Here is a 22,515-nt window from a genome sequence, read left to right as displayed (position 1 = left end):
CAGGCAGGCATGGGGCCGGGTCCACCCGCGGCTGATGTATGAGGCACGGGGTGTGGGGGTGGAGGTTGGGTGTGGCCGGGTTCGGTCGAGGTGGTTGACACTTCCGGGGGGGTTCACTGACTATGCGTTAGATGGGAGCGCTCCCATACTTGGTTGTCCTGTCCTGCTGTCGGCACGGTCGTTGAGAAGGAGGTTCGTGCGTATGACGTCGAGACCGTGGCGCATGACTTCGAGAGCCGCGCCGGTGGCCGTGGTACTGCTGGTGGCCGCCGCCGGTCTGGCCGGTCCCCACCAGGCGAGCGCCTTACCGGGGGGAGGAGCGCGGCCCGCCGCCTCCTCCGCCGCACCGGAAGGCCCCGCCCTCAGCGTCGACACCACCACCGGCCGTAAGGCGATCGACCCGCACATCTACGGGATCAACTTCGCCGACGAGGCACTGGCCAAGGAGCTGCGCCTGCCGGTCCGCCGATGGGGCGGCAACGCCACCACCCGCTACAACTACAAGCTCGACGCGTACAACGCGGGCGCCGACTGGTACTTCGAGAACCTGTACTACGAGAACGGCACCGCGGACCTGCCGAACGGCTCGGAGGCCGACAAGTTCGTCGAGCAGAACCGCCGCACCGGCACGGACACCGTGCTGACCGTGCCGATGAGCGGCTGGACGACCGCGGCGCGCAACGCCGCCTGCGGCTTCAGCATCGCCACATACGGCCCGCAGAAGGCGAACGACGCCCAGTGGCGCCCGGACTGCGGCAACGGCGTGAAGACCGACGGTACGAACGTCACCGGCAACGACCCGGCCGAGACCAGCGTCCCCGCCGGTCCGGAGTTCACCAAGGGCTGGGTGGAGTATCTGAACCGCACCTACGGCACCGCGGATGACGGCGGCGTGCGTTTCTACAACCTTGACAACGAGCCCGACCTGTGGTCGAGCACCCACCGGGACGTCCACCCGGAGGGCACGGGCTACGACGAGATGCGCGACAGCACCTACGCCACCGCCGCCGCCATCAAGGACGCCGACCCCGGGGCGAAGACCCTCGGCCCGGTCGGCTGGGGCTTCAACTCCCTGGTCTACTCCGGTCTCGACCAGAAGACCTGCAACGAGAAGGGCGGCGACTGCTGGTCCAACCCGCCCGACCGGGCGGCCCACGGCGGACAGCTGTTCGCCCCCTGGTACCTCCAGCAGATGAAGGCGTATGAGCAGACGCACGACCGCCGCATCCTGGACTACTTCGACGAGCACATCTACCCACAGCAGACGGGTGTGTTCAGCGGCGACGTCGACCCGCAGACCCAGGCCCTGAGGCTGCGCTCCACACGCCAGCTGTGGGACCCCACGTACGTGGACGAGAGCTGGATCAACCAGCCCGTCCAGTTCATCCCGCGCATGCGCTCCCTGGTCGAGGAGAACTATCCGGGCACCAAGCTCGCCATCACCGAGTACAACTGGGGCGCGCTGGACCACATCAACGGGGCCCTCGCCCAGGCCGATGTGCTCGGCATCTTCGGACGGGAGGGGCTGGACCTCGCCACCCTGTGGGATCCGCCGGCGTCCACCGAGCCTGGCGCCTTCGCCTTCCGCATGTTCCGCAACTACGACGGGGAAGGCGGTTCCTTCGGTGACACCGCGGTCCACGCCGCCAGCTCCGACCAGGACAAGCTCGCGGTCTACGCGGCCCAGCGCAGCGGCGACAAGGCGCTGACCGTGATCGTCGTCAACAAGACCACCGGTGATCTGACCGCCCCGGTGTCCGTCACCGGCGGTACCGCGCCGGGCGGCGCGGCGCAGGTCTACCGGTACGGTCAGGACGACGTCACCGCGATCAAGCACCTGGCCGATCAGCCGCTGACCGACGGCGGTTTCACCACCACGTTCCCGGCCTACTCCATCACGGAGTACGTCCTGCCCGCCGGATCCTCCGAGGCGAAGCCGCCCACCGCGCCCGGCGCCCCGGCCGCCACCGCCGTCGGTTCCGACCGGGCCACCCTCACCTGGGGCGCGTCCACCGCCGGATCGTCCCCGGTGGCGAGCTACCAGGTGTACTCCGGCGACACCGCGGGAGCCCCGGTCGCCACGGTCGACGCCCCCGCCACGAGTGCCACCGTCACGGGACTGTCCCCGGCCACCGCCTACACCTTCCGCGTCGTGGCCAAGGACACCGCGGGCCGCAGCTCCCCGCCATCGACGCCGGTCGAGGTGACCACCGCCGCGGCCCCGGCGGCCACCTGCACGGTCGGCTACGCGGTGGGCAACGACTGGGGCACCGGCTTCACGGCCACCATCACGCTCACCAACAAGGGCCCCGCCCTCAACGGCTGGCGTCTTGGCTTCTCCTTCACCGGTGACCAGAAGGTGGCAAGCGGCTGGAACGGCACCTGGCGCCAGAACGCCACCGCGGTCACCGTCGACGACGCGGGCTGGAACGCCACCCTGGCCACCGGCGCCTCCACCACCGTCGGCTTCAACGGCGCCTACACCGGCGGCAACCGGGCGCCACGTGACTTCACCCTGAACGGCAAGCCCTGCACCGCCCCCGGCACCGTGGCCGCCGCCCATATCGCGGCCCCGGTCGGCCACGCGCCGGGAGCGGCCGCGGTGCCGTATCGGATGAGGAGGCGATGACCGTGCGCCGACCCGGACCCGGGCGCATGCGCACGCTCGAGGTCGCCCTGCTCGCCGTGATCGCCCTGGCGGCGGCCCTGCTCACGGTGCCGGCCAAAGCGTCCGCCGCGAACGCGCTCAGCATGCGCGGCGCCGATGTGTCGACCGCGCAGCGGGCCCTCGACCTCGGCGCCACGTACTACGACGCGAACGGCAATGCCGCGGACCCGCTCGACATCCTCAAGGGCGCCGGGGTGAACTACGTGCGCCTGCGGCTTTGGAACAACCCCGCCAGCGGCTACAACAACAAGGCCAAGGTGCTGGCCTACGCACGGGCGGTCAAGGCCAAGGGCCTGAAGCTGCTGGTCGACTTCCACTACTCGGACACCTGGGCCGACCCGGGAAATCAGCGCAAGCCCGCGGCCTGGGCGAGCCACGGCATCGGCGCGTTGCAGACCGACGTCTACAACTACACCTACGACGTCTGCACCAGCCTCAAGGCCCAGGGCACCGCCCCGGACAGCGTGCAGCTCGGCAATGAGATCAACGTCGGCATGCTGTGGAACGACGGCAAGATGGTCAACAACGACTTCACCAACCTCAGCCTCCTGCTCAGGGCGGGCGCGGACGCCACCAAGGCGTGCAACGGCGGCACCAAGGTGATCATCCACACCGCGAACGCGGACAGCGACGCCCATGCGCGCTGGTTCTACGACGGGATCAAGGCGAAGGGCGTCAACTGGGACATCACCGGGCTGTCGTACTACTGCATGTGGCACGGCACGCTGTCCACCCTGTACGACGTCGTCGCCGACATGAGGTCCCGGTACGGCAAGGACGTGGTCATCGCCGAGACCGCGTACCCCTTCACCACGGCGAACGCCGACAGCACCGGCAACTCGGTCACCTCCGGCTGCTCGGGCTATCCACTCACCTGGACGGGCCAGGCCGCCAACTTCACCGACGTACAGAACACCGCCCGCAACGCCGGTGCGATCGGTGTCTTCTACTGGGAGCCCACCTGGTACGCGGTCCCGGGCAACGGCTGGGACCCGGCCGACATCAACAACAGCGGGGACGGCTGGGACAACATGGCCGTCTTCAACTGGACCGGGCGACTGAACCCCGCCATCAGATGGACCTCATAGCACCGGGCAGGCGACGGGCGATCCTCAGGATCTGAGAACGGACATCTCGTGGTCATGCAGAACCATCCGCCGCAGTTCAGGGCGGACGCGGTCGTGCTGCACCAGTCACGGCCCGAGGCGACGATCAGGCAGGTCGCTGCCGAGTTCGAGCCGGTCATGGACAAGATCCGCGTTCCCCGTGCGGGGCTCGGGTGCCCCCGCCGCACCCCGGACAGCGTGAGCGCCGACAAGGCGTACAGCAATGGCAAGATCCGCGGCTACCTCCGCAAGCGCGGTATCCGGCACGTGATCCCCGAGAAGAAGGACCACAAGGCCGCCCGCCTGCGCCGGGGTTCATGCGGCGGACGGCCCCCTGGCTTCAACAAGGACCGGTACAAAGATCGCAACACGGTGGAGCGGGCCATCGGAAAGCTCAAACAGTTCAGAGCCGTTGCCACTCGCTACGACAAGCGCGGGTACGTCTATCTCGGCACCGTCACCGCTGCCGCCCTCCTCATTTGGCTCCGATCGTGACCGGAGCCAAAACCCGGGCGGGGCGGTTGGTCCCTCGGCAGGGATGGCCCGTCGGCTCAGGAATCGAGCACGGCGGCGATGGCTTCGATCTCTACGAGCTGGCCGTCATAGCCGAGCACGGTGACACCCATCAATGTGCTGGGCACGTCGTGGTCGCCGAACGCGGTCCGGACAACCTCCCACGCGGTCACCAGGTCCTCCCGCCGGTGGGAGGCGACGAGAACGCGCGTGCTGATGACATCGTGCAGTGACGCGCCGGAGTCCGTCAGAGCCGTCCGCATGTTCTCCACAGCCTTGGCCGCCTGCCCCGCGATGTCCCCGATCGCCGCAGTGGAGCCGTCCTCATTCAGTGGGCATGCTCCGGCCAGGAAGATCAGCCGCGACTCGGCCGGGGCCGTGGCCGCGTAGGCGTACTCGGCAACATCGGACAGGGAGGCAGAGCGAATCAATGTGACGGCACGCGGCACGGGCTTCCTTTCGCAGCAGTTCCGGGTCATTCACGACCTTCTCAAAGGTCGACGCCGCGTTCGACGCATTTTCCTGGCCCGTCGACTCCCGTGATGGGCCACTGCCGTCAGCCGCCGAATGGATCTCACGTGATCGAAGAGACACCCCATAGCACTACAACGGTGCTTGCCGTGACGGATAGCCAGGTCAGGGGATGTGTCCGCGTCGTTTGTAGTGGCTGGTGCGGGACTGGTGTTGTCGTCGTCGGCGCCAGGTCGACCAGTGCAGGATGTGCTCGACAGGCCTGGGTCGGCGGTCGGTGAGGTGGGTGATCAGCCGTCGGACTTCGGCGAGGCTGAGGTGGATGAGCTGGGAGGATCCGTTTCTGCTTTGCCAGTTATCCAGCTCTCGGGCTCGTAGGACGGTCAGGCAGGCGTGGGAGGCCATGGCAAGGGTCATGTGACGGTGCCAGCCGGGGGCAGGGCTCCGGAGTTCTCCGGTAGCAGGGACGCCCCGATGGGCAGATCGCGGGAATGCTGGGGTCCGTCCCGAGAGTGTGCGGCGATGGAAGCGCCAGTGGGAACAGGGTGGGGCCCCAGCCCTGCGGCGATCTCCGGCCACGGGGCGGCCGCCCAAGCTTGATGACGCCCAGGTCGAAAAGGTGCGGGCCGCGTTGGAGCAGGGCGCTCCAGTGCGCGGCCAGTCCGTCCCACACCAGTACCACCGGCTCGCCGGCGTAGAACCCTCTGACCTGCTCCAGAACCTCGATCAGCGTGGCGGTGTCGTAGCTGCCCGGCTTGAGGTGGAAGCACAATCGCGGACCGCGCTCAGCGTCGGCGGCGTGGTATCCCAGCGCGGCGGCCATCGAGGCGCGTTTCCGGTTCAGCCGGTGCCGGAGCGTGGGGGTACGGCCGCGGGGCGCGTAGGCCCGACGCACTTGTGGGAGCAGCGACACGCCCGACTCGTCGGAGAACACGATCCAGGCACGTTTCTTCACCGCCCCCTTTTGATGCGTGGCCACTCATGGGTGACCCATCGGGCGATCTCGGACTCGTCCCGCTCGACCGCCCGGCGCTGGGGACGCTGCAGAGTCCACCCCAGCCGCCCGGTCAGCAGCCGCCACACCGACGCCCGTCAGCTGTGACAGTGCCATCGAAAAGACGGAACGAACACTGCCCGGTGTCAGGCAGCTGGCTGCTGGTCCGGGAGATCTTCTGGATGGGTGTGCCGCTGCAGGTGCACACCCCTCGCTATGGCCGCGTACTCGATCTCCCGCTCGATCGCCTGGCTGTAATCAGGCTGGCCATCGCGCGGCCCGGCATGACGGTACAGAGCGCGGGCGATACCTCGGCAAACCAGGCCAACCGGAGAGGAGGGCGGGTTGGCGGCCGGGGATACCGGGCGGATGCGGGCCCGCCTGGACAAGTTGTCGCCGGTCTGGGCTGCTGTCACGTCACGGCGTCGGCGAGCATGAAGGCGGCCACGGCCAGCAGGACCACGGCGAAGATGCGCTGCAAGTGGGGCGCGGAGAACTTCGCGGCTATGCGCTTTCCGTCCCAGGCGCCCAGGATCGCGGTTCCGATGAACGGGCCGATCAGCGCCCAGTCGACCGAGGCAGCGGTGCCGGAGCGAGTGGCCAGGGAGGCCAGTGAGTTGGCCGTGATGATCAGCAGGCTGGTGCCGACTGCGGCATCCATCTCGAAGGCCAGGACGGTGACCAGGGCGGGGACGGCGAGAAAGCCGCCGCCCACACCGAGCAGTCCGGTCAGCGTGCCGAGTGCGGCACCGGCCCCGGCTGCCTTGCCCGGCCGTACACCGCCGTCTTTGGGGCGGGCGGTGTCAGCGGGCCGGAGCATTTTGATGGCGGAGAGGGCGGCTATGGCGGCGAAGGCGAGGGTGAGGACGGCTTGAGGCAGGTGGGCGGAGGCGGCCCCGGCGACAGCCGCCGGAAGAATCCCGGCGGCTGCGAATGCCGCTCCGGCCTTCCACCGCACCCGCCCGGCCCGGGCGTGCGCGTACAGGGCGGTCAGAGACGTGGCGGTGACGATGATCAGGCTGGCGGTGGTGGCTGAGGCGGGGGTGAAGCCGAGCAGGTAGATCAGGGCGGGCACCGCCAGGACGCTGCCGCCGCCGCCGAGGGCGCCGAGCATCAGGCCGACAACGGCTCCTGCAATCAGGGCCAGGATCAGGGCGGTCACGCTATTCGCCCACTGTGTCTGCTGTCGCCGGCCGACGGCATTGCGGTACCGGTGACGCGGGGGCGGGCCTGTACGGGGCCGAGGCAGCCAAGAGCCTGGCGGTAGAGGAACATCACGTGCCTTCTGTGCAGGTGGAGCAAGGGATTCATGACCGGGTGAGGCTCAGGCCCGCGTCGGCGGCCGCCTCGAAGCTGTCATCGACGGCGACGACCTGTCGTCCGGCCGCGTCCAGGAGAGAAGCGGCGATCGCCGCGCGCATCCCGCCGGCGCAGTGCACCCACACCGTGCCGTCCGGCACGTCGCCGACCCGGCCGTGCAGTTCGTGGAGCGGAATGTGCACGGAGCCCTCGATGAAGCCGTTCGCACGTTCGGAATCCCGGCGCACATCCAGCACCACCACGTCCTCGCCGCGCATGTGTGCAGCGGCGAGATCGGAGAAGCCGGCGCGGGGGAAGAAGGCGAGCCGTTCGCCCTGACGGACCCAGGCGGCTGGATCACCGGTGGCGGCGGCGGCCGGGCGGTCGATACCGACCCGGGTCAGCTCCCGCTGCGCCTCGGCAATCTGCGCCGGGGTGTCGCCGAGCAGGGTGACCGGCTTGCCCCACGGGATCAGCCAGGCCAGATAGGTGGCCAGCTTGCCGGTGCCCTCGAAGTTGAACGATCCGGCCACATGGCCGTCGGCGAAGGCGACCCGGCTGCGCAGGTCCACCACCCACTCACCCGCCGCCAGCCGTTCGGCGATCTGTGCGGCGTCGGCGGGCTCGGGCGGGGTCAGGTCGACGGGCCCGGGTCCGGCGGCGTTGGCCGGGCCCATGTGCGTGTAGTAGGCGGGCACGTTCTCCAGCCCGGCCAGGACCCGCTTCACGAAGTCGTCGACATCCAGGGTGAATGCGTCGTTGCCGGCGCGTTCCTGGCCGATCGTGCTTGCGTCGCCCTCGGCTTGGGAGGAGGAGCAGAAGCTGCCGAAACCGTGCGTGGGCAGCACCGGCACCTCGTCGTCGAGTGTCGCCGCCAACCGGTGGACGGAGGCGTGCTGGGCACGGGCCAGTTGCTCGGTCAGCCGCGGGTCCACCAGGTCCGGTCGTCCCACGGAGCCGATCAGCAGCGAGCCGCCCGTGAAAGCAGCCACCGGGCTTCCCTCCTCCTCCAGGACGTACGAGGTGTGGTGCGGGGTGTGGCCCGGGGTGGCTATCGCGCGCAGCACCAGGTACTCGTCCACCTCGGACACGTCCCCGTCCGCGACAGGAGTGCGAGGGAAGGAGACGCGGGCCCCGACCGGGACGAGGTAGCGGGCGCCGGTGAGGCGGGCCAGTTCCAGACCGCCGGTGACGTAGTCGTTGTGCAAGTGCGTCTCCGCCACGTAGGCGATGCGCACCCCTCGCCGCGCAGCGAGGGCGATCACCTGATCGACGTCCCGCGGCGGATCGACCACGACCGCAGCTCTCCGACCCCCTGCCAGATAGCTACGGTTGCCCAGTCCCTCGAACTCCAGGGTGTCGACAAAAAACATGGCGTGACTCCTCTCCGGGCTGGCGTACCCGGGTAATTCCGTTTCGGGAAGCCGCCGCCGCAGCTCCGGAACCGTTGCGCCACTCCGAACCGCTCGCGATATCCGCGGTTCTCATTTCCTGGGCCATTGCGCAAACGGTCACCGTCTGGAATGGCGGTAGCGAACTTTCCGGAGACTGCGGGCGGACGGCGTATCCGGCCGGCCTCATGCCGGCGGACGTATGCGACGGTTATCTGCCGGTTTTGCTTTCGTCAGCCCTCGCGCACCGCATCTGCGACGCGATCGCCGTTGTTCTCGGCGCTTTCGCTTTCGGGAAGGACGACCGGCAGCCCCGCTGCTTCCCACGCCTCAAGGCCGCCCGCCACGCTGTAGACGGAAGACCGGCCCGCGCGGATCGCCTGCACGCCGCCCTGCGCGCTGCGGTTGCCTGTGCGGCAGACGAAGGCCAGTGGGCCGTCAGGCAGATCCGACAGCGACGCTGGCAATGTGCTGAGCGCGGCGTGGACGGCGCCGGCCGGGTGACGCGCTGCCCATTCATCGTCTTCACGGACATCGACCAGTGTGAGTTGCCCGTCCTCGGCGCGGCGACGCGCCTCAGCAGGAGACAGGTCAGCGGGCATGTGACCGTCGCCGGAACTCAGGCTCTGCGTGGGCAGGACCGTCCGGATCGCCTCGTAGTTCGAGGCATGGACGACGGCTATCTGCTGTCCCAACATCGGGCAGACATTCATTGCCTCTTCCCAGTGACGGGTGGACTCCCATTCCGCCACGTTGACGAGAGAGAATTTGCTCCCCGGAACGATCGTGCGGAACATGTACGTCCGAATGAAGCCGGGCTGCGCCGCCATCACCTCCGCAGCATCTTGCCATGCGGCGAGATAAGAGGCTTCCTTCTCCTCATCGATCTCGATCGGAATGATCACGACGTGGCGATTTTCCATCTGCTGCGTCCTCAAGTAGGCATGCCGCTCGATCCGGAGGAATTCCCAACGAATGCGGGAACACGACCGAGTCCTGGAGATAGCGGCTTTCAGTTGGGGGCCGGAACCATCTGGACGCAGCTTGCACACACGTATCCGCAGGCGACGAATCCTCTTGCTGGACTGGCAAGATGCTCGGCGTGGTCCGGGGCCGTCGGCCGATCGGCGAGCCATCCCCGGCGGCCAGAGCCAGCGCGTCTTGCCAGGACAGCATGAACCTTTGCGGCATCCGTGGCGCCGTCGCACGCTGATGGCATGAGCGAGTTCGAGTGGATACGAGATGGTGAACAGACCTGGGACGTCGTGGTGGTCGGGGGTGGGACCGCCGGCCTTTCCGGGGCTTTGAATCTGGCCCGGGTGCGCCGGTCGGTTCTGGTGATCGACAAGGGTGAGCCCCGCAATGCTCCGGCTGCCGGCGCCCATGGTGTGCTCGGCCGCGAGGGCATCTCTCCTCTGGAGCTACTGCGGCTCGGGCGCGAGGAGGTCGCTTCGTACGGCGGTCGTGTCGTTTCGGGGCAGGTCACGCGGATCTCCCGGGACGGCGCGGGCTTCCGGGTTGTCACCGAGGACGGGCAGCACCTACGGACACACAGCGCTGTGCGACCCGCTTGTCCTCCGTTCCGCGCCGCGCCACCAGGCCGGAGATCAGCGCGGCGCCCCCACCGACGACGAGTGCTGTTGCCGCTACCAACACGGCGCGGAGTACAGTCGACAGCTGGTAGTGCGCCGACAGCTTCCATGCAATGTAGGCGCTGACGCTCAGAGCGCCATCTGCGCTCTGTCCCACGCGGCAGTTACGAAGCTGGGCCCGAGCAGCGCAGTCCTCCACGGTTGCTCATCGCTCGGCGTACCGTAGCCACCTCATAGACGGCTGCCTCGCCGAGACCGGCCTGCTGATCAGAGCGACCTGACACAGCACGACATCACGAGTTCAACCTCAGTAACGAGACCGAACCCGACCGCGCCGACGGCGTCCGAGATGCTGCACGGCGACAAGGGCTACGACTACGACCCAGCGTCGATGGCTACGAGCACCTGGCATTACACTCCGCATCGCCCGCCGCGAGACCGAGTCCTCCCAGCCGCTGGCCAGCCACCGCCGGGTGGTCGAGCGCACCACGTCCTGGCTTTCCGGCTGCCGTCGCCCGCACCGACGCTACGCGCGCAAACCCGAGCACTTCCTCACCTTCACCGCCGTAGGCGCCAGTCTGATCAACTACCGCCGACTCACCAAGTGGAACGACGCCCAAGGTTGCGCGTGGTCGGCAACTTCTGCTGCGACGATCGCGTCTATCACCTCTGACGGTCCCGCCAGCGGCCAACCTGCTTCGGTGTCCGCTACCCTTCCTCGACCGAGTCCTTTCATCTGTCCCCGGCGGGACCGCCCTCGGTCAGTTCTTCCGCCAGACGGTTCCGCGCGCCTCGTACTCCAGCATCGTCTCCACGCCCGTCGCCACATCCGGCCCGAGTTCGCGGTTGACCAGCCATAAGCCCAGGTCGAGACCCGAGGTGATACCCCCGGCCGTCACAAGATCCCCGTCATCGACCACGCGAGCGTCCTTGACGAGACCGCCCTGTTCCCTCAGATAGTTTTTCGCGCCGTGGTGTGTTGTGCACGGGCGTCCCTTCGTCAGGCCGGCCGCAGACAGAATCACCGCTCCCGTACACAGCGAACTGATCGTCAGCCCTTCACGGGGAGCGGCAGCGAGGGCACGGGGGAGAGTGGCGCCATCGATTTCGGCCCATACGCCGGGACCTTCACGGTGGGCGTAGCCGCCGCCGGGCACGATGACCACGTCCGCCGCTTCCGGCGACCACCGATACTTCACCTCTATGCCCGTGCCGTATCCGCAACGGACCAGCCCAGGCTGTCCCGTCGTGACATACCGGACCTCGATGCCGTTCGGACTGTGCATGGCTGCGGCGGAGAAGACCTCGTACGGGCCGATGCAGTCCATCTCCTCAACACCGTCGAAAATCACGATGTGGACGCGCAGCGCGTCTGTGCGCCGCGTCGAGGCGACTGCTGCGCCATCGTCCAGGGCGATGGTAGCCAGTGCCCCTGCGGATATGACGCCCGCGGCTGCTGACGTGTGGCGGATGAATTCTCTGCGGTGCATGGATGCGCCCTTCTGTGTGTGCGCCGGGGCGTTGGTACCGGGCCCGCTTGGTGGACCGCCCCCTCCGTAGTGGTCGTTCCGGACGGTCGCAGAGTTCCGGTACGAGGACGTGTTTCCGCAGGTCTCCGACCGGTTGGCGAGCTCTCTGATCCCCTTCGCGCTCGTTGTCGTCGGCCTGTCGCTGCTGCTGTTGCTCCTGGTTTTCCGCTCGGTGATCGTCCCGTTGAAGGCCAGTCTGGGCTTCCTGCTGTCGGTGGCCGCCACCCTCGGCGCGGTCGTGGCCGTGTTCCAGTGAGACTGGCTCGCGAGCGCGCTCGGCGTCGCCGAGACCGGTCCGGCGGTCAGCATCCTGCCAATCCTGGTGATGGCAGTGCTGTTCGGACTCGCCATGGACTACGAGGTGTTCATGGTCAGCCGCATCCGCGAGGCGCACGTCCACGGCGCCGCGCCACTGGAAGCCGTCCTGGCCGGTTCGCGCCATGCCTCCCACGTGGTCACCGCCGCCGCCCTCATCCTGTTCGCGGTGTTCGAGAGCTTCATCCCCGGCGGCAACACGATGCTGAAGCCGATCGCCTTCGCCCTCGCCGTGGTCTGCATCGACGCCTTCCTCGTCCGGATGACGCTTGTCCCCGCCGTCCTCGCGCTCGTCGGCCGAGCGGGCTGGTGGCTTCCGAAGTGGCTGGACCGGCTGCTGCCCGACCTCGACATCGAGGGGAACGGCTCACGGCGGATCGGCAGAAAGACGGCACGGACGGTCACGGCCAGACCCCGCCCGTCGCGGTCGGCGCGTCCTCGTGCATCTCCCCACGCAGGATGTCTTGAGCCATAGCAGCGATCATGTCGAGCTGCGGAACGGCTGTCCCCAGAGCTCAGGCGAGTGTCCGGGCGGCGGCCGCTCCCGTGGTCAGCGGGCGGTGCGTTGCCGTCGGGAACGCGCCAGCTTCGGTAGGACGGCGAGCAGCAGCAGGCTGTAGTACTGCAGGACGGGTACGGCGAGCGCGATGGCGAAGGCGAGGACCAGGGCGAGGACGTTGAGCCAGCTCTCGGTGTACAAGTCCTGGGCCCTCCGGCGGACCGCCGGGCCGTCTTAACTCTGGCGGGACGAACTGGCCTGGTCCGGGGCGGAGCTGCCCATCGCGGTCCTGGAGGTCGCCGCACGGGGGAGAGGCACGGCGCTGCCGGCCTACGGGCGGATCCGTGGCCGGTCGGGCCGGTGGCTCTCGGTCCATGCCTCGCCGCTGAGCGGTGGCCAGTGCCCGGCGCCCCTCGCCGTGACGATGCATCCGGCGCCGGCCGCCGACGTGGCCGAGGTGCTGCTGCTCGCGTACGGGCTCACGCCGCGCGAGCGGGACGTTCTGGCGAGGGTCGTCGCCGGCCTGCCCTCGCGGGCCATCGCCATGGAACTGCATATCACCGCAGCCACCGTGCAGGATCACCTGAAGAGCGTCTTCGCGAAGACCGGTGTCCGCAGCCGCCGCGAACTGGTTGCGACCATGCTGGACTTGTGAGCGGACCGTTTTCACGGTTCCGCTTGCCGCGATCCAACTCGTCTGAATCCTTTGCCCCGGCCACCGGCTCTTATGAACGTAAGGGGTTGAGCGGCCATACGGCCGAAGAGTCGAGGAAGGTGGGAGGACCGTGGCCCAGTTCACCAGGAGCTCATGGCCGGGTGACCAACTCGTCAGCGCCGCACAGCGCGGCGACGAGTCGTCGATCGGAGTGCTGATCTCCGGCGTGTACCCGCATGTCCGGCGGTTTGCGTTCTCGCTGTGTGCCAGCAGTCAGGACGCCGAAGACGCGGCGCAGGAGGCGATGATCGTCCTGTTCCGCAGGATCGGGACCCTGAGGGCCACCGCCGCGCTCGCCTCATGGATGTTCCGGATCGTGCGCAACGAGTGCTTGCGGCGCACGCGGAGCCTTGCGCATCGCCCGGAAACGGCCGTCGACCCGACCGTGTCCTCGGCCGAGGACGACGTGCTGGGCCGGCTACAGATCGAGCGGCTGGTCGCCGTGATTGCATCCCTGCCGGACGATCAGCGCCGCGTCCTGATCATGCGGGACATCCAGGGACTGCCGGGGAAGACCGTCGCCTCGGCGCTCAGGCTGAGTACACCGGCGATGAAGTCCCGGCTGCACCGCGCCCGCCGCGCCGTGCGTGAGGGGCTGGGTGAGTCGGAGTGAGCGCGAACACCTCCCCGGCCGGGCCCCGAGGAGTGCTCCTCGTACACGGCGCCTGGCACAGCGGCAGAGCGTGGCACGGCGTCGCCGCCGGGCTGCGTACACAGGGCGTTCCCGTGGCCGTCGCCGAGTTGCACCGAGGCTCACTGGCGGGGGACGTTGCCGCCGCCGAAGCCGCACTGGACGACATCGCCGAGTCCGGTCCCGTCGTCGCCTGCGGCCACTCCTACGGCGGCGCCGTCATCAGCGGGCTGCCCCCGCGGAAGGTGGCGCATCTCGTGTACCTGGCCGCGATGATGCCCGACGTCGGCGAGACCAGCTTCGGGCTGCTCGCCCAGGCACCGCCGAGCGACTTGGGCGCATGCATGATCGGTGACATCGCCGGCACCACCACGATCGACCCGACCCGGGCCGGTGAGCTGTTCCACGGCCGGCTCGATACGGACCGGCAATTGCGTCACGTCACCGAGTTGGTCCCACAGGTCATGGCGGCCGGCCACCAGGCGGCCGTGACCGCGGCCTGGCGCTCACGGCCCAGCACCTACGTCCGCTGCACCGACGACCGGGTCATCCACCCGGAACTGCAACGCCGCTTCACGCAGCGCGCCACCCACACGGTCACCTGGCACAGCGACCACGGCGCCTTCGCTTCCCACGAGTCGGACACCGTCGCCCTGCTGTCCCTGCTCGCCCGGCTCTGAACCACAGCGCTCACCACCACACCGCTCGCTACGGGCACCGCACACACGACAAGAGGGAACCTTCGGCCCCGGCTCAGCGCTCCCCCACGGAGGGGAGCGAAGAACCCCGGGCGGAATGGGCGACGTGCCGCTCCTCGGCGGCCGCCACCGGCTCGGCTCGATGCCATAGATCAAAGATTGCGCCCCGGCCGCCTATTGATCACAACTCGATACGCGCCTAGCTGTTCTGTCCTGGAAGGTTGTGGACGAGTGAGCGAGATCTCGGCTGAGGGATCTTGAACGGGTGAGGGCCTTCCGGGTTCGGTGTGGATTGCGACGTCTACACCGACCAGAAAGGCCCTCGTGGTTCACCGCACCCCTGACCCAGACCGGCCGCCTGCGGGTTGCCCGTTGCGTTGTTGAGGACGGCTGGCCCCTGCGCCGGGCCGCGGAGCGTTTCCAGGTCTCCCCGACGACGGCCCAGCGGTGGGCAGGCCGATACCGGGCCCTGGGCGAGGCCGGCATGAGCGACCGCTCCAGCCGCCCGCACCTCGGCCCCGCGCGGACACCGACTCGCACAGAACGCCGCATCATCAAGGTCCGTGTCCTACGCCGTTGGGGACCGGCCCGTATCGCCTACCTGCTCGGGCTGGTGCCCTCGACCGTCCACCGCGTACTCATCCGCTACGGTGTGGGCCCGCCTGACCCACCTGGACCGCGCCACCGGCCGCCTCATACGCCGCTACGAACGTGACCGGCCGGGCGAACTGGTGCAAGCCGCGTCCCCAACCTCACAGGGCACTACAGGCTGGTTGGCCGCTGCGGGTCAGCCGCGCACCGCAGCCAGGCACTCGTCGTACAGGTCCATGATTTCACCCTTGCCGTCGTTGGCGACCCACGTCGTCAATGCCGCGTCCAGGCACGCGAGCGCCGTCGCGATCACCGCGCGGGCCTTCGCGCCCTCGTTGCCGGTGGCTGTGTCCATTCGGGGCTCGATGAGCGGCAGCAGGTTCTCCTGGAACCGCAGTTGCTTTTCGAGCCAACCGGCGCGCAGCGAGGCGGTGTTGTGCAGGAGGCGGAACCGCTCCAGGGCCTGTTCTCGGCTGTCGTGCAGGGCCAGTACGGCAGCAAGTCCTGCGCGCAGGGCCTCCCAGGCACCGGCATCGGCGGGCTGTTCGCTGATCGTGTCCGCCAGGATCTGCCCGAACCGGTCCCGACTGCCGCCGAGCAGGTCCTCCTTGGTGCCGAAGTAGCGGAAGAGGGTGCGCTGGGAGACGCCGGCCTCCCGGGCGACCTGGGCGATGGTCGTCTCGTCGTAGCCCTGCTCGGTGAACAGGCGCAGCGCCGTCGCGAGGATCTCCTGGGAAGCCAGCTGCCGCGTCCGGTCCCACAGCGTGGTTGGTGCGCCCGTCGCTGAGTCGGCTTGCTGCTTCATGCGGCCAGGCTAGCCCAGCGCTGGTCAGGACGACAGTCACATGAAGCTTGGCAGTCACTGCCAAATTGTCGTACGCTGCCAGGAGTGGGGACGCGGTACCACCCGCTAGTCACGGGCGGCGCTACTCAGCCCCCGCTCAGAAGCACGCGAAGGAGCGCATCATGCCTGCACACACAGCTTTGATCACCGGCGGAACCAGCGGCATCGGCAAGGCCACCGCCGAACTACTGCACTCCCGCGGCTATCGCGTCATGGTCACCGGCCTCGGCAGTGTCGCTGACGCCGGACTTCCCGAAGAGGTCACGGTCGTCCGGGCCGACGCACGCTCCCTGCCGGACATCGACCACGCCATGGAGCAGGCGCGCCGGCAATTCGGCTCCCTCGACCTGCTCTTCCTCAACGCGGGCATCTTCCGGCCCGGCCCGATCGAGTCAACCGACGAAGCCGACTTCGACGCCCTGTTCGACGTCACCGTCAAAGGCAACTTCTTCACCCTGCAAAAGGCGCTCCCGCTCCTCAATGAGGGCGCCTCGGTCGTGTTCACCGTGGGCGCCGGCGAAGGGATCGGACCCGCCATGACAGCCGCCAAGGGTGCTCTGCTGCCCCTCATGCGGTCCCTCGCGCTCGAACTCGCCCCCCGCCGCATCCGCGTCAACGCCGTCAGCCCAGGGCTGATCAACACCCCTGCCTACAGCAAGATGGGCGTCTCCCAGGAAATGATCGACACCTGGGCTCGGGACACCCCGCTCGGCCGCGCCGGTGCTCCCGCAGACATCGCCGAAGCCGTGGCCTTCCTCGCCTCGGACGCAGCCGGCTACATCACCGGTGACAACCTCGTCGTCTCCGGGGGCATCGGTGTTCACGCCCGCGCCTGACGAGTGAGCTGGCGCTGTCCTGGAAAGCCCACCGGGTCCGATGCTCAGGCTGCGGCCCTGGCGAGCCGACGGGCCGTGCGGCAAGCCGGCCGGCCGCCGGGCACCGGACCGCGACAGGATGCGGCCTGCCGTGATCCACTTCTCGTGATCGGCCCGCCGCCTTGCCCGTTGCCCCTGCCTGCCCGATAGCCCTGACCGCCTACGAGCGCGAGCGGCTGAAGAAGATGGCCTACGGTCACAAGACCGAGCACCGGATCCGCCAGCGCGCCCAGGTCGTCCTGCACGCCGCCCGGGGCCGTTCCAACGCCCGTGTCGCCCGCGAGATGGGGCTGCACCGGACACCGTGCGCACCTGGCGCGGCCGCTTCGCCGCACACCGGCTGCCCGCCCTGTCCGACCGCAAGCGCTCCGGGCGCCCGCCCCGCTTCACGCCACTGCAGACCGCCCAGGTCAAGGCCCTGGCCTGCCAACTGCCCCCCGAGAGCGGCACGCCGCCGGCACGCTGGTCGGCCCCGGAACTGGCCCGCGAAGTCGTCGCCCGCCACATCGCCCCCACGATCTCCGCCTCCACCGTGCGCCGCTGGCTGAAGCAGGAGGCGGTCAAGCCCTGGCAGCAGCAGTCCTGGATCTTCATCACCGACCCCGCCTTCCGACCCAAGGCCGAACGCGTGCTGGATCTGTACGCCCGCACCTGGGGCGGCCTGCCGCTCGGCGTGGACGAGTACGTCATCAGCGCGGATGAGAAGACCTCGGTCCAGGCCCGCTGCCGCTGCCATCCCACCCTGGCCCCCGGACAAGCCCGCGTGATGCGGGTCAACCACACCTACGGGCGCGGCGGAGCCCTGGCCTACCTGGCCGCCTATGACGTCCACCGTGCGAAGGTCTTCGGCCGCTGCGAGCCCACCACCGGTATCGACCAGTTCATGAAACTGGTCGCCCAAGTCATGAGTCAGGAGCCCTACGCCAGCGCGAAACGCTTGGGTCGTGGACAACGGCTCCTCCCACCGCGGTAAGAAAGCCACCGACCGGCTGACCGCGGCCCACCCGGTGGCGGCGACACTGTTCGCGCTCGCTCACTCCGTCGGGAGTGCGTGGGCTGGGCGCCGCAGCGGCCAGGGCAGCCAGGCGGGCGAAGCCCGCTCGGGCCAGAGCCGAGGCGTCCACTTGCCCGAAGGCGTCGCGCAGCGTGCGCTCGCTGGGGCAGCGGTAGCGGCCGGTCAGCGGGTGGAAGGCAGTCCGAGCCGGCGCAGTGTCTCGGGGCTGGACCGGCGGGCCCACTCCGGTATCGCGGAAAGGGAGTTGTGGCCGGCCGCGGTCATCGCGCACACGCCTATCGCGAGGAGAGACGCCAGCCGGTAACGCACCCCACGTGGATCACGGGGGTCGGACACCTCTGTCAGACGGTCCAGCAGCCCTTCGGGCACCGGACACACTCCGGCGATGGGACCCCCGGCCAGACGGGGCGCGGCGGACAGCGCCGAGGGCATGGTAGTTGATGGAGTAACGAGCACGGGAACCTTGTGGATCTTGAAGTGTAGAGAACTCCATGATCCACAGGAACCGTGTTCGTTCTACGTCAGCCCCCTCACCAGGCCGTATCAGAGCTCGAGCATGGGCCAACCCAGAGCGGCCCTCTTCGGCTCGCAATGGGGCTACGCTGCACAATCGGTTCCCACATGAGGGCGTGAAACGACAGGAACTTGTGACACTCTTGGCCCGTGCAGACACACAAACGACAAGTGGCCGCGACCGCGGCGATGGCGATCGTGTTGGCGGGGGCTGCAGCGTGTGGCGGGAGTTCGGGCTCCTCGCCCAAGTCTTCGGGATCCACCACATCGGCGACGGGTTCCGCGGACGAAAGCGATTCGACCACGGCAACGTTGAAGGGACTCGACTACTGCAGCCTGTTGGGTCCGGCAGCCCTGACCGCGGCCGGAATCCATGATTCGAAGGGGCAGCTCCCGGCCGACTACCCGAACGTCCTCGGCTGCTGGTGGATGCAGGACAAGACCATCGTCAACCTCACCGTCAGCGTGGGCGCTCAGGTCAACGACCTGGACAAGGGAGAGAAGCAGGACTTCTCGGGCTTCGAGGGCGCGTCGCAGTACAACGAGATCACATCCGAGTGCTTCGTCGACGTCAACGTCGGCCTCGACCAGTTCCGGGTCGACATCGCCGACCCCAGCGGGGAGAACAAGGCGCTCACCGGCAAGAAGTGCAACGTGGGGGTCCAGTTGGCACGCCAGGTGGTGGCCAAGATCAAGAAGTAGGACGGCGCCCGTTCCCGACACGGCAACCTTGCGGACTCTGGTCGGGTAGGACCGCCGCATTGCTGCGGAGGTCCCCCCTCAGAACCGTGCGGGCCCGTCGTCCGAATTGGTCAGTCTGCGGTAGCAGATGAGGGTGCATGCGATGCTGGAAAAGGCCACCAGGCGGTGGAACTTTGCCCACACGCTGGCCTTCGACCACTCCGTGAACCGCCGGTGGGCCGTGGCTCCCGACGGTCCGAACGAGGCAGACGGCAGTTGCTGCCACGTGCAGCCCGGTGCCGTTCTACACCGGCTCGACGACGCCGGCCTGATCGACGTCACCCGCGTCGTCCTCGACACCGCCCACGTCAGGGCGAAAAATCTTCGAAGGCCGCTCCTGGACCGGCTGGCACCACCACGCCACCCTGGTCACCGCCGCACACGCCTTCCTCACCGAACAGCGGCTGGCCCCAAAAGCCGACACACCGGACTCGCCCTCCACCAGACCCTCGACGCCCTCCAGGACCTGCTGAACTGCTGGACCGGCATCTGCACCACCTGCCACCAACCCCTGCCCAGCAGAACCACACCAAGATCAAGACAGACCTAACGAAGTCCTACTGGCTGGCTCGGGAGTCCTGAGGGTCTGTGCCGCGGCGCCGGGCGATGAGTTCGTGCTCGATGCGCCGGAGTGTGGCGTTGACGGTCTCGATGGTGGCGGGGTCGTCGACGATGCCCCCCAGGGTCTGTTCCCAGTTGTCGCGGAGGTATTGCAGATTCTGGTGGGCCTTTTCGGTGGGGTACAGGCACACGCCTCGCGCGTTGCCGCTGTCCACCACGCGGTCCACCAGGCCCCTTTTCTCCAAGCCGCGCAGTACGCGGCTGAAGTTGCTCGACGGGAGCAGGGCCGCCTCCGCCGCGGCACGCGCCGAGGTGCCGGGGTGGTGGTGGATGTACCGCATGACGCTGATCTCGATCGGCGTGCACGGCTCGAACGAGGGATCGGTCGGGGGGCGCAGCTGTCGCCCCACGGCGAAGATCAGGTCGGCCAGCTCGTGGAGGCCGGCGGCTTCGACATCGCTCATACCGTGACGTCGCCCTTCCTATTGCGTGATAGCTATCGCGTGATAGCGTCAATGGTGAGTGTACCGAACGATCTGGCGCCATAGCCATCGCTTCTTCCGGGGAACTCCCCGGTCCACAGAGGAGGAACCATTCATGGACATCAACGGAGCCGTCGTGCTGGTGACCGGAGCGTCGTCGGGCATCGGAGCGGCCACTGCCCGAGCCGCCTCCCTGGCCGGGGCGCGAGTGGTGCTCATCGCACGCCGCGAGGAGCGCATCCGGCAGCTCGCTGAGGAACTGGGCGAGGACGTGGCCCTGGCCGTGCCGTGCGATGTGACGGACCGAACTCAGGTCGAGGCGGCCGTACGTGCAGCGACCGGGAAGTTCGGGCGGATCGATGTGCTGGTGAACAATGCCGGCCAGGGGCTGCAGGCCACTGTTGACGCCATCGACCCCGACGACTTCCGGGCTCTCCTTGAGCTCAACCTCATCGCGCCCCTGGTGCTGATGCAGGCGGTCCTTCCGCAGATGCGCGAGCGGGAAAGCGGAGCCATCGTCAATGTGAGCTCTGGCATCACCTGGTCGACACTGCCCGGGTCCGGTGCGTATGCCGCGTCCAAGGCGGCTCTGCAGAAGCTCTCGGCCATCGCCCGCGCCGAGGTCGCCGACGCCGGCATCGCCGTGTCGTTGATGTTCCCGTCGATCACCAAGAGCGAGTTCGTCGGGACGGTCCGCGGCAGCGTCGAGGACGCGCTGCAGATGGAAGCCTCCAGTGGACTGGTACCGCAGTCGCCCGAGGGTGTTGCCGACGCGATCCTCGACCTGATCAGGAGCGGCGACGAGCAGGCCGACTTGGTTCCGGAGGAGTTCGGCGGCACGGTCAAGGGCTGACCCGTCGCGAGCCGAAAGCGCCCGCAGTGCACGCCAGAGGCGCGGTGAGCCGCGCCCGCGGCCAGGGCAGATCGTCCGCCTCGCCTGCTGCTGACGAAGCGCGCCTGTCAGCAGGTGTGGGCGGCATCACATGCAGGTCGATTCGAAGGAGGAAACGGTGGAGATCGGGATAGGGCTGCCGGGTCACGTCACAGGGGTCGAGGGACACACCTTGGTGGCGTGGGCGCGGCGGGCCGAGGAACGGGGATTTGCCTCACTGATCGCCAGTGACCGTCTGGCCTGGACCACCCCGGAGCCTCTGATCACGTTGGCCGCGGTAGCCGGGGCCACCGGACGCATCCGGTTGGTCACCAGCGTGCTGATCGCCCCGCTGCACACCAACCCCGCGCTGTTCGCCAAGGCGGCGGCGACCTTGGACCGGATCGCTGGCCCCGGGCGGCTGCATCTGGGCGTTGCTCCCGGAGCCAGGGAGGACGACTACCAGGCAAGCGGCCTGGACTTCACGGCCCGAGGACGCGCCTTGGACCTGCTGGTGGAACGCGTCGCCGCCATCTGGCGGGGCGAGCAGGAGGTGGGGCCGGCCCCGGTCACCCCCGGGGGGCCGGCATGGTGGTTCGGGGGTACCTCCCAGGCGACGCTGCGACGCATCGCCTCCCACGGAACCGGATGGATCGCCGGAACCGGCGACATCGACGAATTCACCGCCTTCGCCGCCCGCGTCCGCGGCCAGTGGGCGCAGGCAGGCAGACAAGGCCGCCCGCGTACCAGAGCCACGGTGATGTTCGCCCTCGGCGACCACGCCCACACGTCGCTCGCTCGCGCCGTCAGCGACTACTACGCCTTCGCCGGCCCCGACTACGTCCGGCACGTCATCGACACGGCGGCCACCACCCCCGACCAGATCCGCGCAGCCATCGCCGCCTACGACGCAGCCGGACTCGACGAACTCGTCTTCGTGGGCAACGACGTCAACCCCCGGCAGATCGACCTGCTCGCCGACCTCCTCGGCGACGAACTCACATCCCAGATACCCCCAGTGCGCACGGGCTGACCCGGCACCCCAGAGGCCCTCGGCCAATGACAGGAGACCGGCACACTCGGCCTCGCAGCCACGGCGGGCCGACAGCCCTCGGCGGCACGGCGCGCTCTCTCCCGTCGGTGCGGGCCCACTCACACTCTCAAGGAGCCGAAATGGCACCTGCGTTGAACCACATCATTGTCCATTGCCGCGACCGGCGAGAGTCCGCCGCGTTTCTCGCCGACCTGATGCACGCCCCCACCCCCCTGAACTGGGGTCGATTCACCCAGGTCACCACGGCGAACAACGTCGGCATCGACTTCGCCGACGACCTGGTCCCCCACGATCGAATCAACGAAAGCCACATCGCCTTCCTCGTGACCGACGAAGAGTTCGACACGGTCCTGGCCTGCCTGAAGAAGAACGACGTCCCTTTCTGGCCGGACCCGGGCAAATCCCGTGAGGGCAAGATCAACCACAATGACGGCGGTCGTGGGCTCTACACCCTCGACCCCGGCGGAACGGTCCTGGCCGAGTTCATCACCACGCCCTACGGCGAGGGCTCGGCTTAATACGCGCCGGCCGCCCGCTGTCCAGCGGA

The 22,515-nt window shown here is 68.6% G+C and carries 19 protein-coding genes and 9 pseudogenes; 17 read left to right on the top strand and 11 right to left on the bottom strand.

What is annotated here, in order from left to right; all coding sequences use genetic code 11:
• The first annotated feature begins 223 nt into the window (after positions 1 to 223).
• The 3 genes and pseudogenes from AS97_RS01110 to AS97_RS01100 all read left to right on the top strand — a co-directional run.
• Entirely contained in the window at positions 224 to 2,629 is a 2,406-nt protein-coding gene (locus AS97_RS01110; protein ID WP_247204191.1) for a glycoside hydrolase family 44 protein, read from the top strand.
• Between the two features lie 26 nt (positions 2,630 to 2,655).
• Complete coding sequence (locus tag AS97_RS01105; RefSeq protein WP_247204190.1) at positions 2,656 to 3,756, top strand: glycosyl hydrolase 53 family protein; 1,101 nt, start codon at positions 2,656 to 2,658, stop codon at positions 3,754 to 3,756.
• A 144-nt stretch (positions 3,757 to 3,900) separates the two neighbouring features.
• Positions 3,901 to 4,269 (top strand): annotated as a pseudogene (locus tag AS97_RS01100) (transposase); the annotation flags it as partial.
• A 56-nt stretch (positions 4,270 to 4,325) separates the two neighbouring features.
• On the opposite strand, the gene AS97_RS01095 reads toward AS97_RS01100, so the two are convergent.
• From AS97_RS01095 to AS97_RS01060, 6 genes and pseudogenes are all read right to left on the bottom strand, one after another.
• A complete protein-coding gene (locus AS97_RS01095) occupies positions 4,326 to 4,736 on the bottom strand; it encodes a Rid family hydrolase (protein ID WP_059148145.1) in 411 nt (136 codons plus the stop codon).
• Between the two features lie 312 nt (positions 4,737 to 5,048).
• A pseudogene (locus AS97_RS01090) lies at positions 5,049 to 5,211 on the bottom strand (IS701 family transposase); the annotation flags it as partial.
• A gap of 238 nt (positions 5,212 to 5,449) precedes the next feature.
• Positions 5,450 to 5,653: pseudogene (locus AS97_RS46670) on the bottom strand (hypothetical protein); the annotation flags it as partial.
• Positions 5,654 to 6,164: 511 nt separating this feature from the next.
• A complete protein-coding gene (locus tag AS97_RS01070; RefSeq protein WP_059148147.1) occupies positions 6,165 to 6,914 on the bottom strand; it encodes a sulfite exporter TauE/SafE family protein in 750 nt (249 codons plus the stop codon).
• A 145-nt stretch (positions 6,915 to 7,059) separates the two neighbouring features.
• On the bottom strand, positions 7,060 to 8,424 hold the full coding sequence (locus tag AS97_RS01065) for an MBL fold metallo-hydrolase (RefSeq protein WP_210564165.1): 1,365 nt from the start codon (positions 8,422 to 8,424) through the stop codon (positions 7,060 to 7,062).
• A 251-nt stretch (positions 8,425 to 8,675) separates the two neighbouring features.
• Complete coding sequence (locus AS97_RS01060) at positions 8,676 to 9,365, bottom strand: rhodanese-like domain-containing protein (protein ID WP_210564164.1); 690 nt, start codon at positions 9,363 to 9,365, stop codon at positions 8,676 to 8,678.
• Positions 9,366 to 9,659: 294 nt separating this feature from the next.
• Between AS97_RS01060 and AS97_RS01055 the strand changes: the two are divergent.
• A pseudogene (locus tag AS97_RS01055) lies at positions 9,660 to 9,962 on the top strand (FAD-dependent oxidoreductase); the annotation flags it as partial.
• Positions 9,963 to 10,386: 424 nt separating this feature from the next.
• Positions 10,387 to 10,534, top strand: a pseudogene (locus AS97_RS46665) (IS5/IS1182 family transposase); the annotation flags it as partial.
• Between the two features lie 261 nt (positions 10,535 to 10,795).
• On the opposite strand, the gene AS97_RS01050 reads toward AS97_RS46665, so the two are convergent.
• A complete protein-coding gene (locus AS97_RS01050; protein ID WP_086708717.1) occupies positions 10,796 to 11,524 on the bottom strand; it encodes a DJ-1/PfpI family protein in 729 nt (242 codons plus the stop codon).
• Between the two features lie 121 nt (positions 11,525 to 11,645).
• On the opposite strand from AS97_RS01050, the pseudogene AS97_RS01045 reads away from it, so the two are divergent.
• Positions 11,646 to 12,353 (top strand): annotated as a pseudogene (locus AS97_RS01045) (MMPL family transporter); the annotation flags it as partial.
• Between the two features lie 75 nt (positions 12,354 to 12,428).
• On the opposite strand, the gene AS97_RS01040 reads toward AS97_RS01045, so the two are convergent.
• Positions 12,429 to 12,578 (bottom strand): hypothetical protein, encoded by a 150-nt coding sequence (locus tag AS97_RS01040; protein ID WP_210564163.1) that lies wholly within the window; start codon positions 12,576 to 12,578, stop codon positions 12,429 to 12,431.
• A 223-nt stretch (positions 12,579 to 12,801) separates the two neighbouring features.
• Here AS97_RS01040 and AS97_RS01035 point away from each other — a divergent pair, with 223 nt between their 5' ends.
• From AS97_RS01035 to AS97_RS01020, 4 genes and pseudogenes are all read left to right on the top strand, one after another.
• Complete coding sequence (locus AS97_RS01035; RefSeq protein WP_233360325.1) at positions 12,802 to 13,032, top strand: helix-turn-helix transcriptional regulator; 231 nt, start codon at positions 12,802 to 12,804, stop codon at positions 13,030 to 13,032.
• 130 nt (positions 13,033 to 13,162) lie between these two features.
• Positions 13,163 to 13,705, top strand: coding sequence for an RNA polymerase sigma factor (locus AS97_RS01030; protein ID WP_086709038.1), 543 nt, complete (start codon positions 13,163 to 13,165; stop codon positions 13,703 to 13,705).
• Positions 13,702 to 14,403 (top strand): alpha/beta hydrolase, encoded by a 702-nt coding sequence (locus AS97_RS01025; RefSeq protein WP_086709039.1) that lies wholly within the window; start codon positions 13,702 to 13,704, stop codon positions 14,401 to 14,403. Before AS97_RS01030 ends, AS97_RS01025 begins: the two co-directional genes overlap by 4 nt.
• A gap of 310 nt (positions 14,404 to 14,713) precedes the next feature.
• Positions 14,714 to 15,155, top strand: a pseudogene (locus AS97_RS01020) (leucine zipper domain-containing protein); the annotation flags it as partial.
• A 53-nt stretch (positions 15,156 to 15,208) separates the two neighbouring features.
• On the opposite strand, the gene AS97_RS01015 reads toward AS97_RS01020, so the two are convergent.
• Complete coding sequence (locus AS97_RS01015; RefSeq protein ID WP_210564162.1) at positions 15,209 to 15,817, bottom strand: TetR/AcrR family transcriptional regulator; 609 nt, start codon at positions 15,815 to 15,817, stop codon at positions 15,209 to 15,211.
• Positions 15,818 to 15,978: 161 nt separating this feature from the next.
• Between AS97_RS01015 and AS97_RS01010 the strand changes: the two genes are divergently transcribed.
• The 3 genes from AS97_RS01010 to AS97_RS00995 all read left to right on the top strand — a co-directional run bounded on the left by AS97_RS01010 (position 15,979) and on the right by AS97_RS00995 (position 18,961).
• Complete coding sequence (locus AS97_RS01010; RefSeq protein WP_086709041.1) at positions 15,979 to 16,692, top strand: SDR family oxidoreductase; 714 nt, start codon at positions 15,979 to 15,981, stop codon at positions 16,690 to 16,692.
• A gap of 343 nt (positions 16,693 to 17,035) precedes the next feature.
• A complete protein-coding gene (locus AS97_RS01005) occupies positions 17,036 to 17,704 on the top strand; it encodes a helix-turn-helix domain-containing protein (protein ID WP_247204189.1) in 669 nt (222 codons plus the stop codon).
• A 744-nt stretch (positions 17,705 to 18,448) separates the two neighbouring features.
• Positions 18,449 to 18,961 (top strand): DUF3558 family protein, encoded by a 513-nt coding sequence (locus tag AS97_RS00995; RefSeq protein WP_247204752.1) that lies wholly within the window; start codon positions 18,449 to 18,451, stop codon positions 18,959 to 18,961.
• A 156-nt stretch (positions 18,962 to 19,117) separates the two neighbouring features.
• Here AS97_RS00995 and AS97_RS00990 read toward each other — a convergent pair.
• Positions 19,118 to 19,234 (bottom strand): annotated as a pseudogene (locus AS97_RS00990) (transposase); the annotation flags it as partial.
• 89 nt (positions 19,235 to 19,323) lie between these two features.
• On the opposite strand from AS97_RS00990, the pseudogene AS97_RS00985 reads away from it, so the two are divergent.
• A pseudogene (locus AS97_RS00985) lies at positions 19,324 to 19,473 on the top strand (IS701 family transposase); the annotation flags it as partial.
• Positions 19,474 to 19,557: 84 nt separating this feature from the next.
• On the opposite strand, the gene AS97_RS00980 reads toward AS97_RS00985, so the two are convergent.
• On the bottom strand, positions 19,558 to 20,025 hold the full coding sequence (locus tag AS97_RS00980; protein WP_210564159.1) for a MarR family winged helix-turn-helix transcriptional regulator: 468 nt from the start codon (positions 20,023 to 20,025) through the stop codon (positions 19,558 to 19,560).
• A 133-nt stretch (positions 20,026 to 20,158) separates the two neighbouring features.
• Here AS97_RS00980 and AS97_RS00975 point away from each other — a divergent pair, with 133 nt between their 5' ends.
• The 3 genes from AS97_RS00975 to AS97_RS00965 all read left to right on the top strand — a co-directional run bounded on the left by AS97_RS00975 (position 20,159) and on the right by AS97_RS00965 (position 22,486).
• Positions 20,159 to 20,896, top strand: a complete 738-nt coding sequence (locus AS97_RS00975) for an SDR family NAD(P)-dependent oxidoreductase (RefSeq protein ID WP_086707121.1) — start codon at positions 20,159 to 20,161, stop codon at positions 20,894 to 20,896.
• Positions 20,897 to 21,053: 157 nt separating this feature from the next.
• Positions 21,054 to 21,947, top strand: a complete 894-nt coding sequence (locus tag AS97_RS00970; RefSeq protein ID WP_210564158.1) for an LLM class flavin-dependent oxidoreductase — start codon at positions 21,054 to 21,056, stop codon at positions 21,945 to 21,947.
• Positions 21,948 to 22,087: 140 nt separating this feature from the next.
• Positions 22,088 to 22,486: a VOC family protein gene (locus AS97_RS00965; protein ID WP_086707117.1), complete on the top strand. Its 399-nt coding sequence runs from the start codon at positions 22,088 to 22,090 to the stop codon at positions 22,484 to 22,486.
• Positions 22,487 to 22,515: the final 29 nt, after the last annotated feature.

Source organism: Streptomyces sp. AgN23 (assembly GCF_001598115.1).
GTDB lineage: Bacteria > Actinomycetota > Actinomycetes > Streptomycetales > Streptomycetaceae > Streptomyces > Streptomyces antimycoticus.
This window is presented reverse-complemented; position numbering and strand designations above follow the sequence as displayed.

Coding starts and splice junctions, on each gene's coding strand:
- AS97_RS01010 (WP_086709041.1), top strand. CDS start 15,979: ATGCCTGCACACACAGCTTTGATCACCGGCGGAACCAGCGGCATCGGC.
- AS97_RS01105 (WP_247204190.1), top strand. CDS start 2,656: ATGCGCACGCTCGAGGTCGCCCTGCTCGCCGTGATCGCCCTGGCGGCG.
- AS97_RS01060 (WP_210564164.1), bottom strand. CDS start 9,365: ATGGAAAATCGCCACGTCGTGATCATTCCGATCGAGATCGATGAGGAG.
- AS97_RS00995 (WP_247204752.1), top strand. CDS start 18,449: ATGGCGATCGTGTTGGCGGGGGCTGCAGCGTGTGGCGGGAGTTCGGGC.
- AS97_RS00965 (WP_086707117.1), top strand. CDS start 22,088: ATGGCACCTGCGTTGAACCACATCATTGTCCATTGCCGCGACCGGCGA.
- AS97_RS01035 (WP_233360325.1), top strand. CDS start 12,802: ATGCATCCGGCGCCGGCCGCCGACGTGGCCGAGGTGCTGCTGCTCGCG.
- AS97_RS01110 (WP_247204191.1), top strand. CDS start 224: ATGACTTCGAGAGCCGCGCCGGTGGCCGTGGTACTGCTGGTGGCCGCC.
- AS97_RS01050 (WP_086708717.1), bottom strand. CDS start 11,524: ATGCACCGCAGAGAATTCATCCGCCACACGTCAGCAGCCGCGGGCGTC.
- AS97_RS01015 (WP_210564162.1), bottom strand. CDS start 15,817: ATGAAGCAGCAAGCCGACTCAGCGACGGGCGCACCAACCACGCTGTGG.
- AS97_RS00975 (WP_086707121.1), top strand. CDS start 20,159: ATGGACATCAACGGAGCCGTCGTGCTGGTGACCGGAGCGTCGTCGGGC.
- AS97_RS00980 (WP_210564159.1), bottom strand. CDS start 20,025: ATGAGCGATGTCGAAGCCGCCGGCCTCCACGAGCTGGCCGACCTGATC.
- AS97_RS01065 (WP_210564165.1), bottom strand. CDS start 8,424: ATGTTTTTTGTCGACACCCTGGAGTTCGAGGGACTGGGCAACCGTAGC.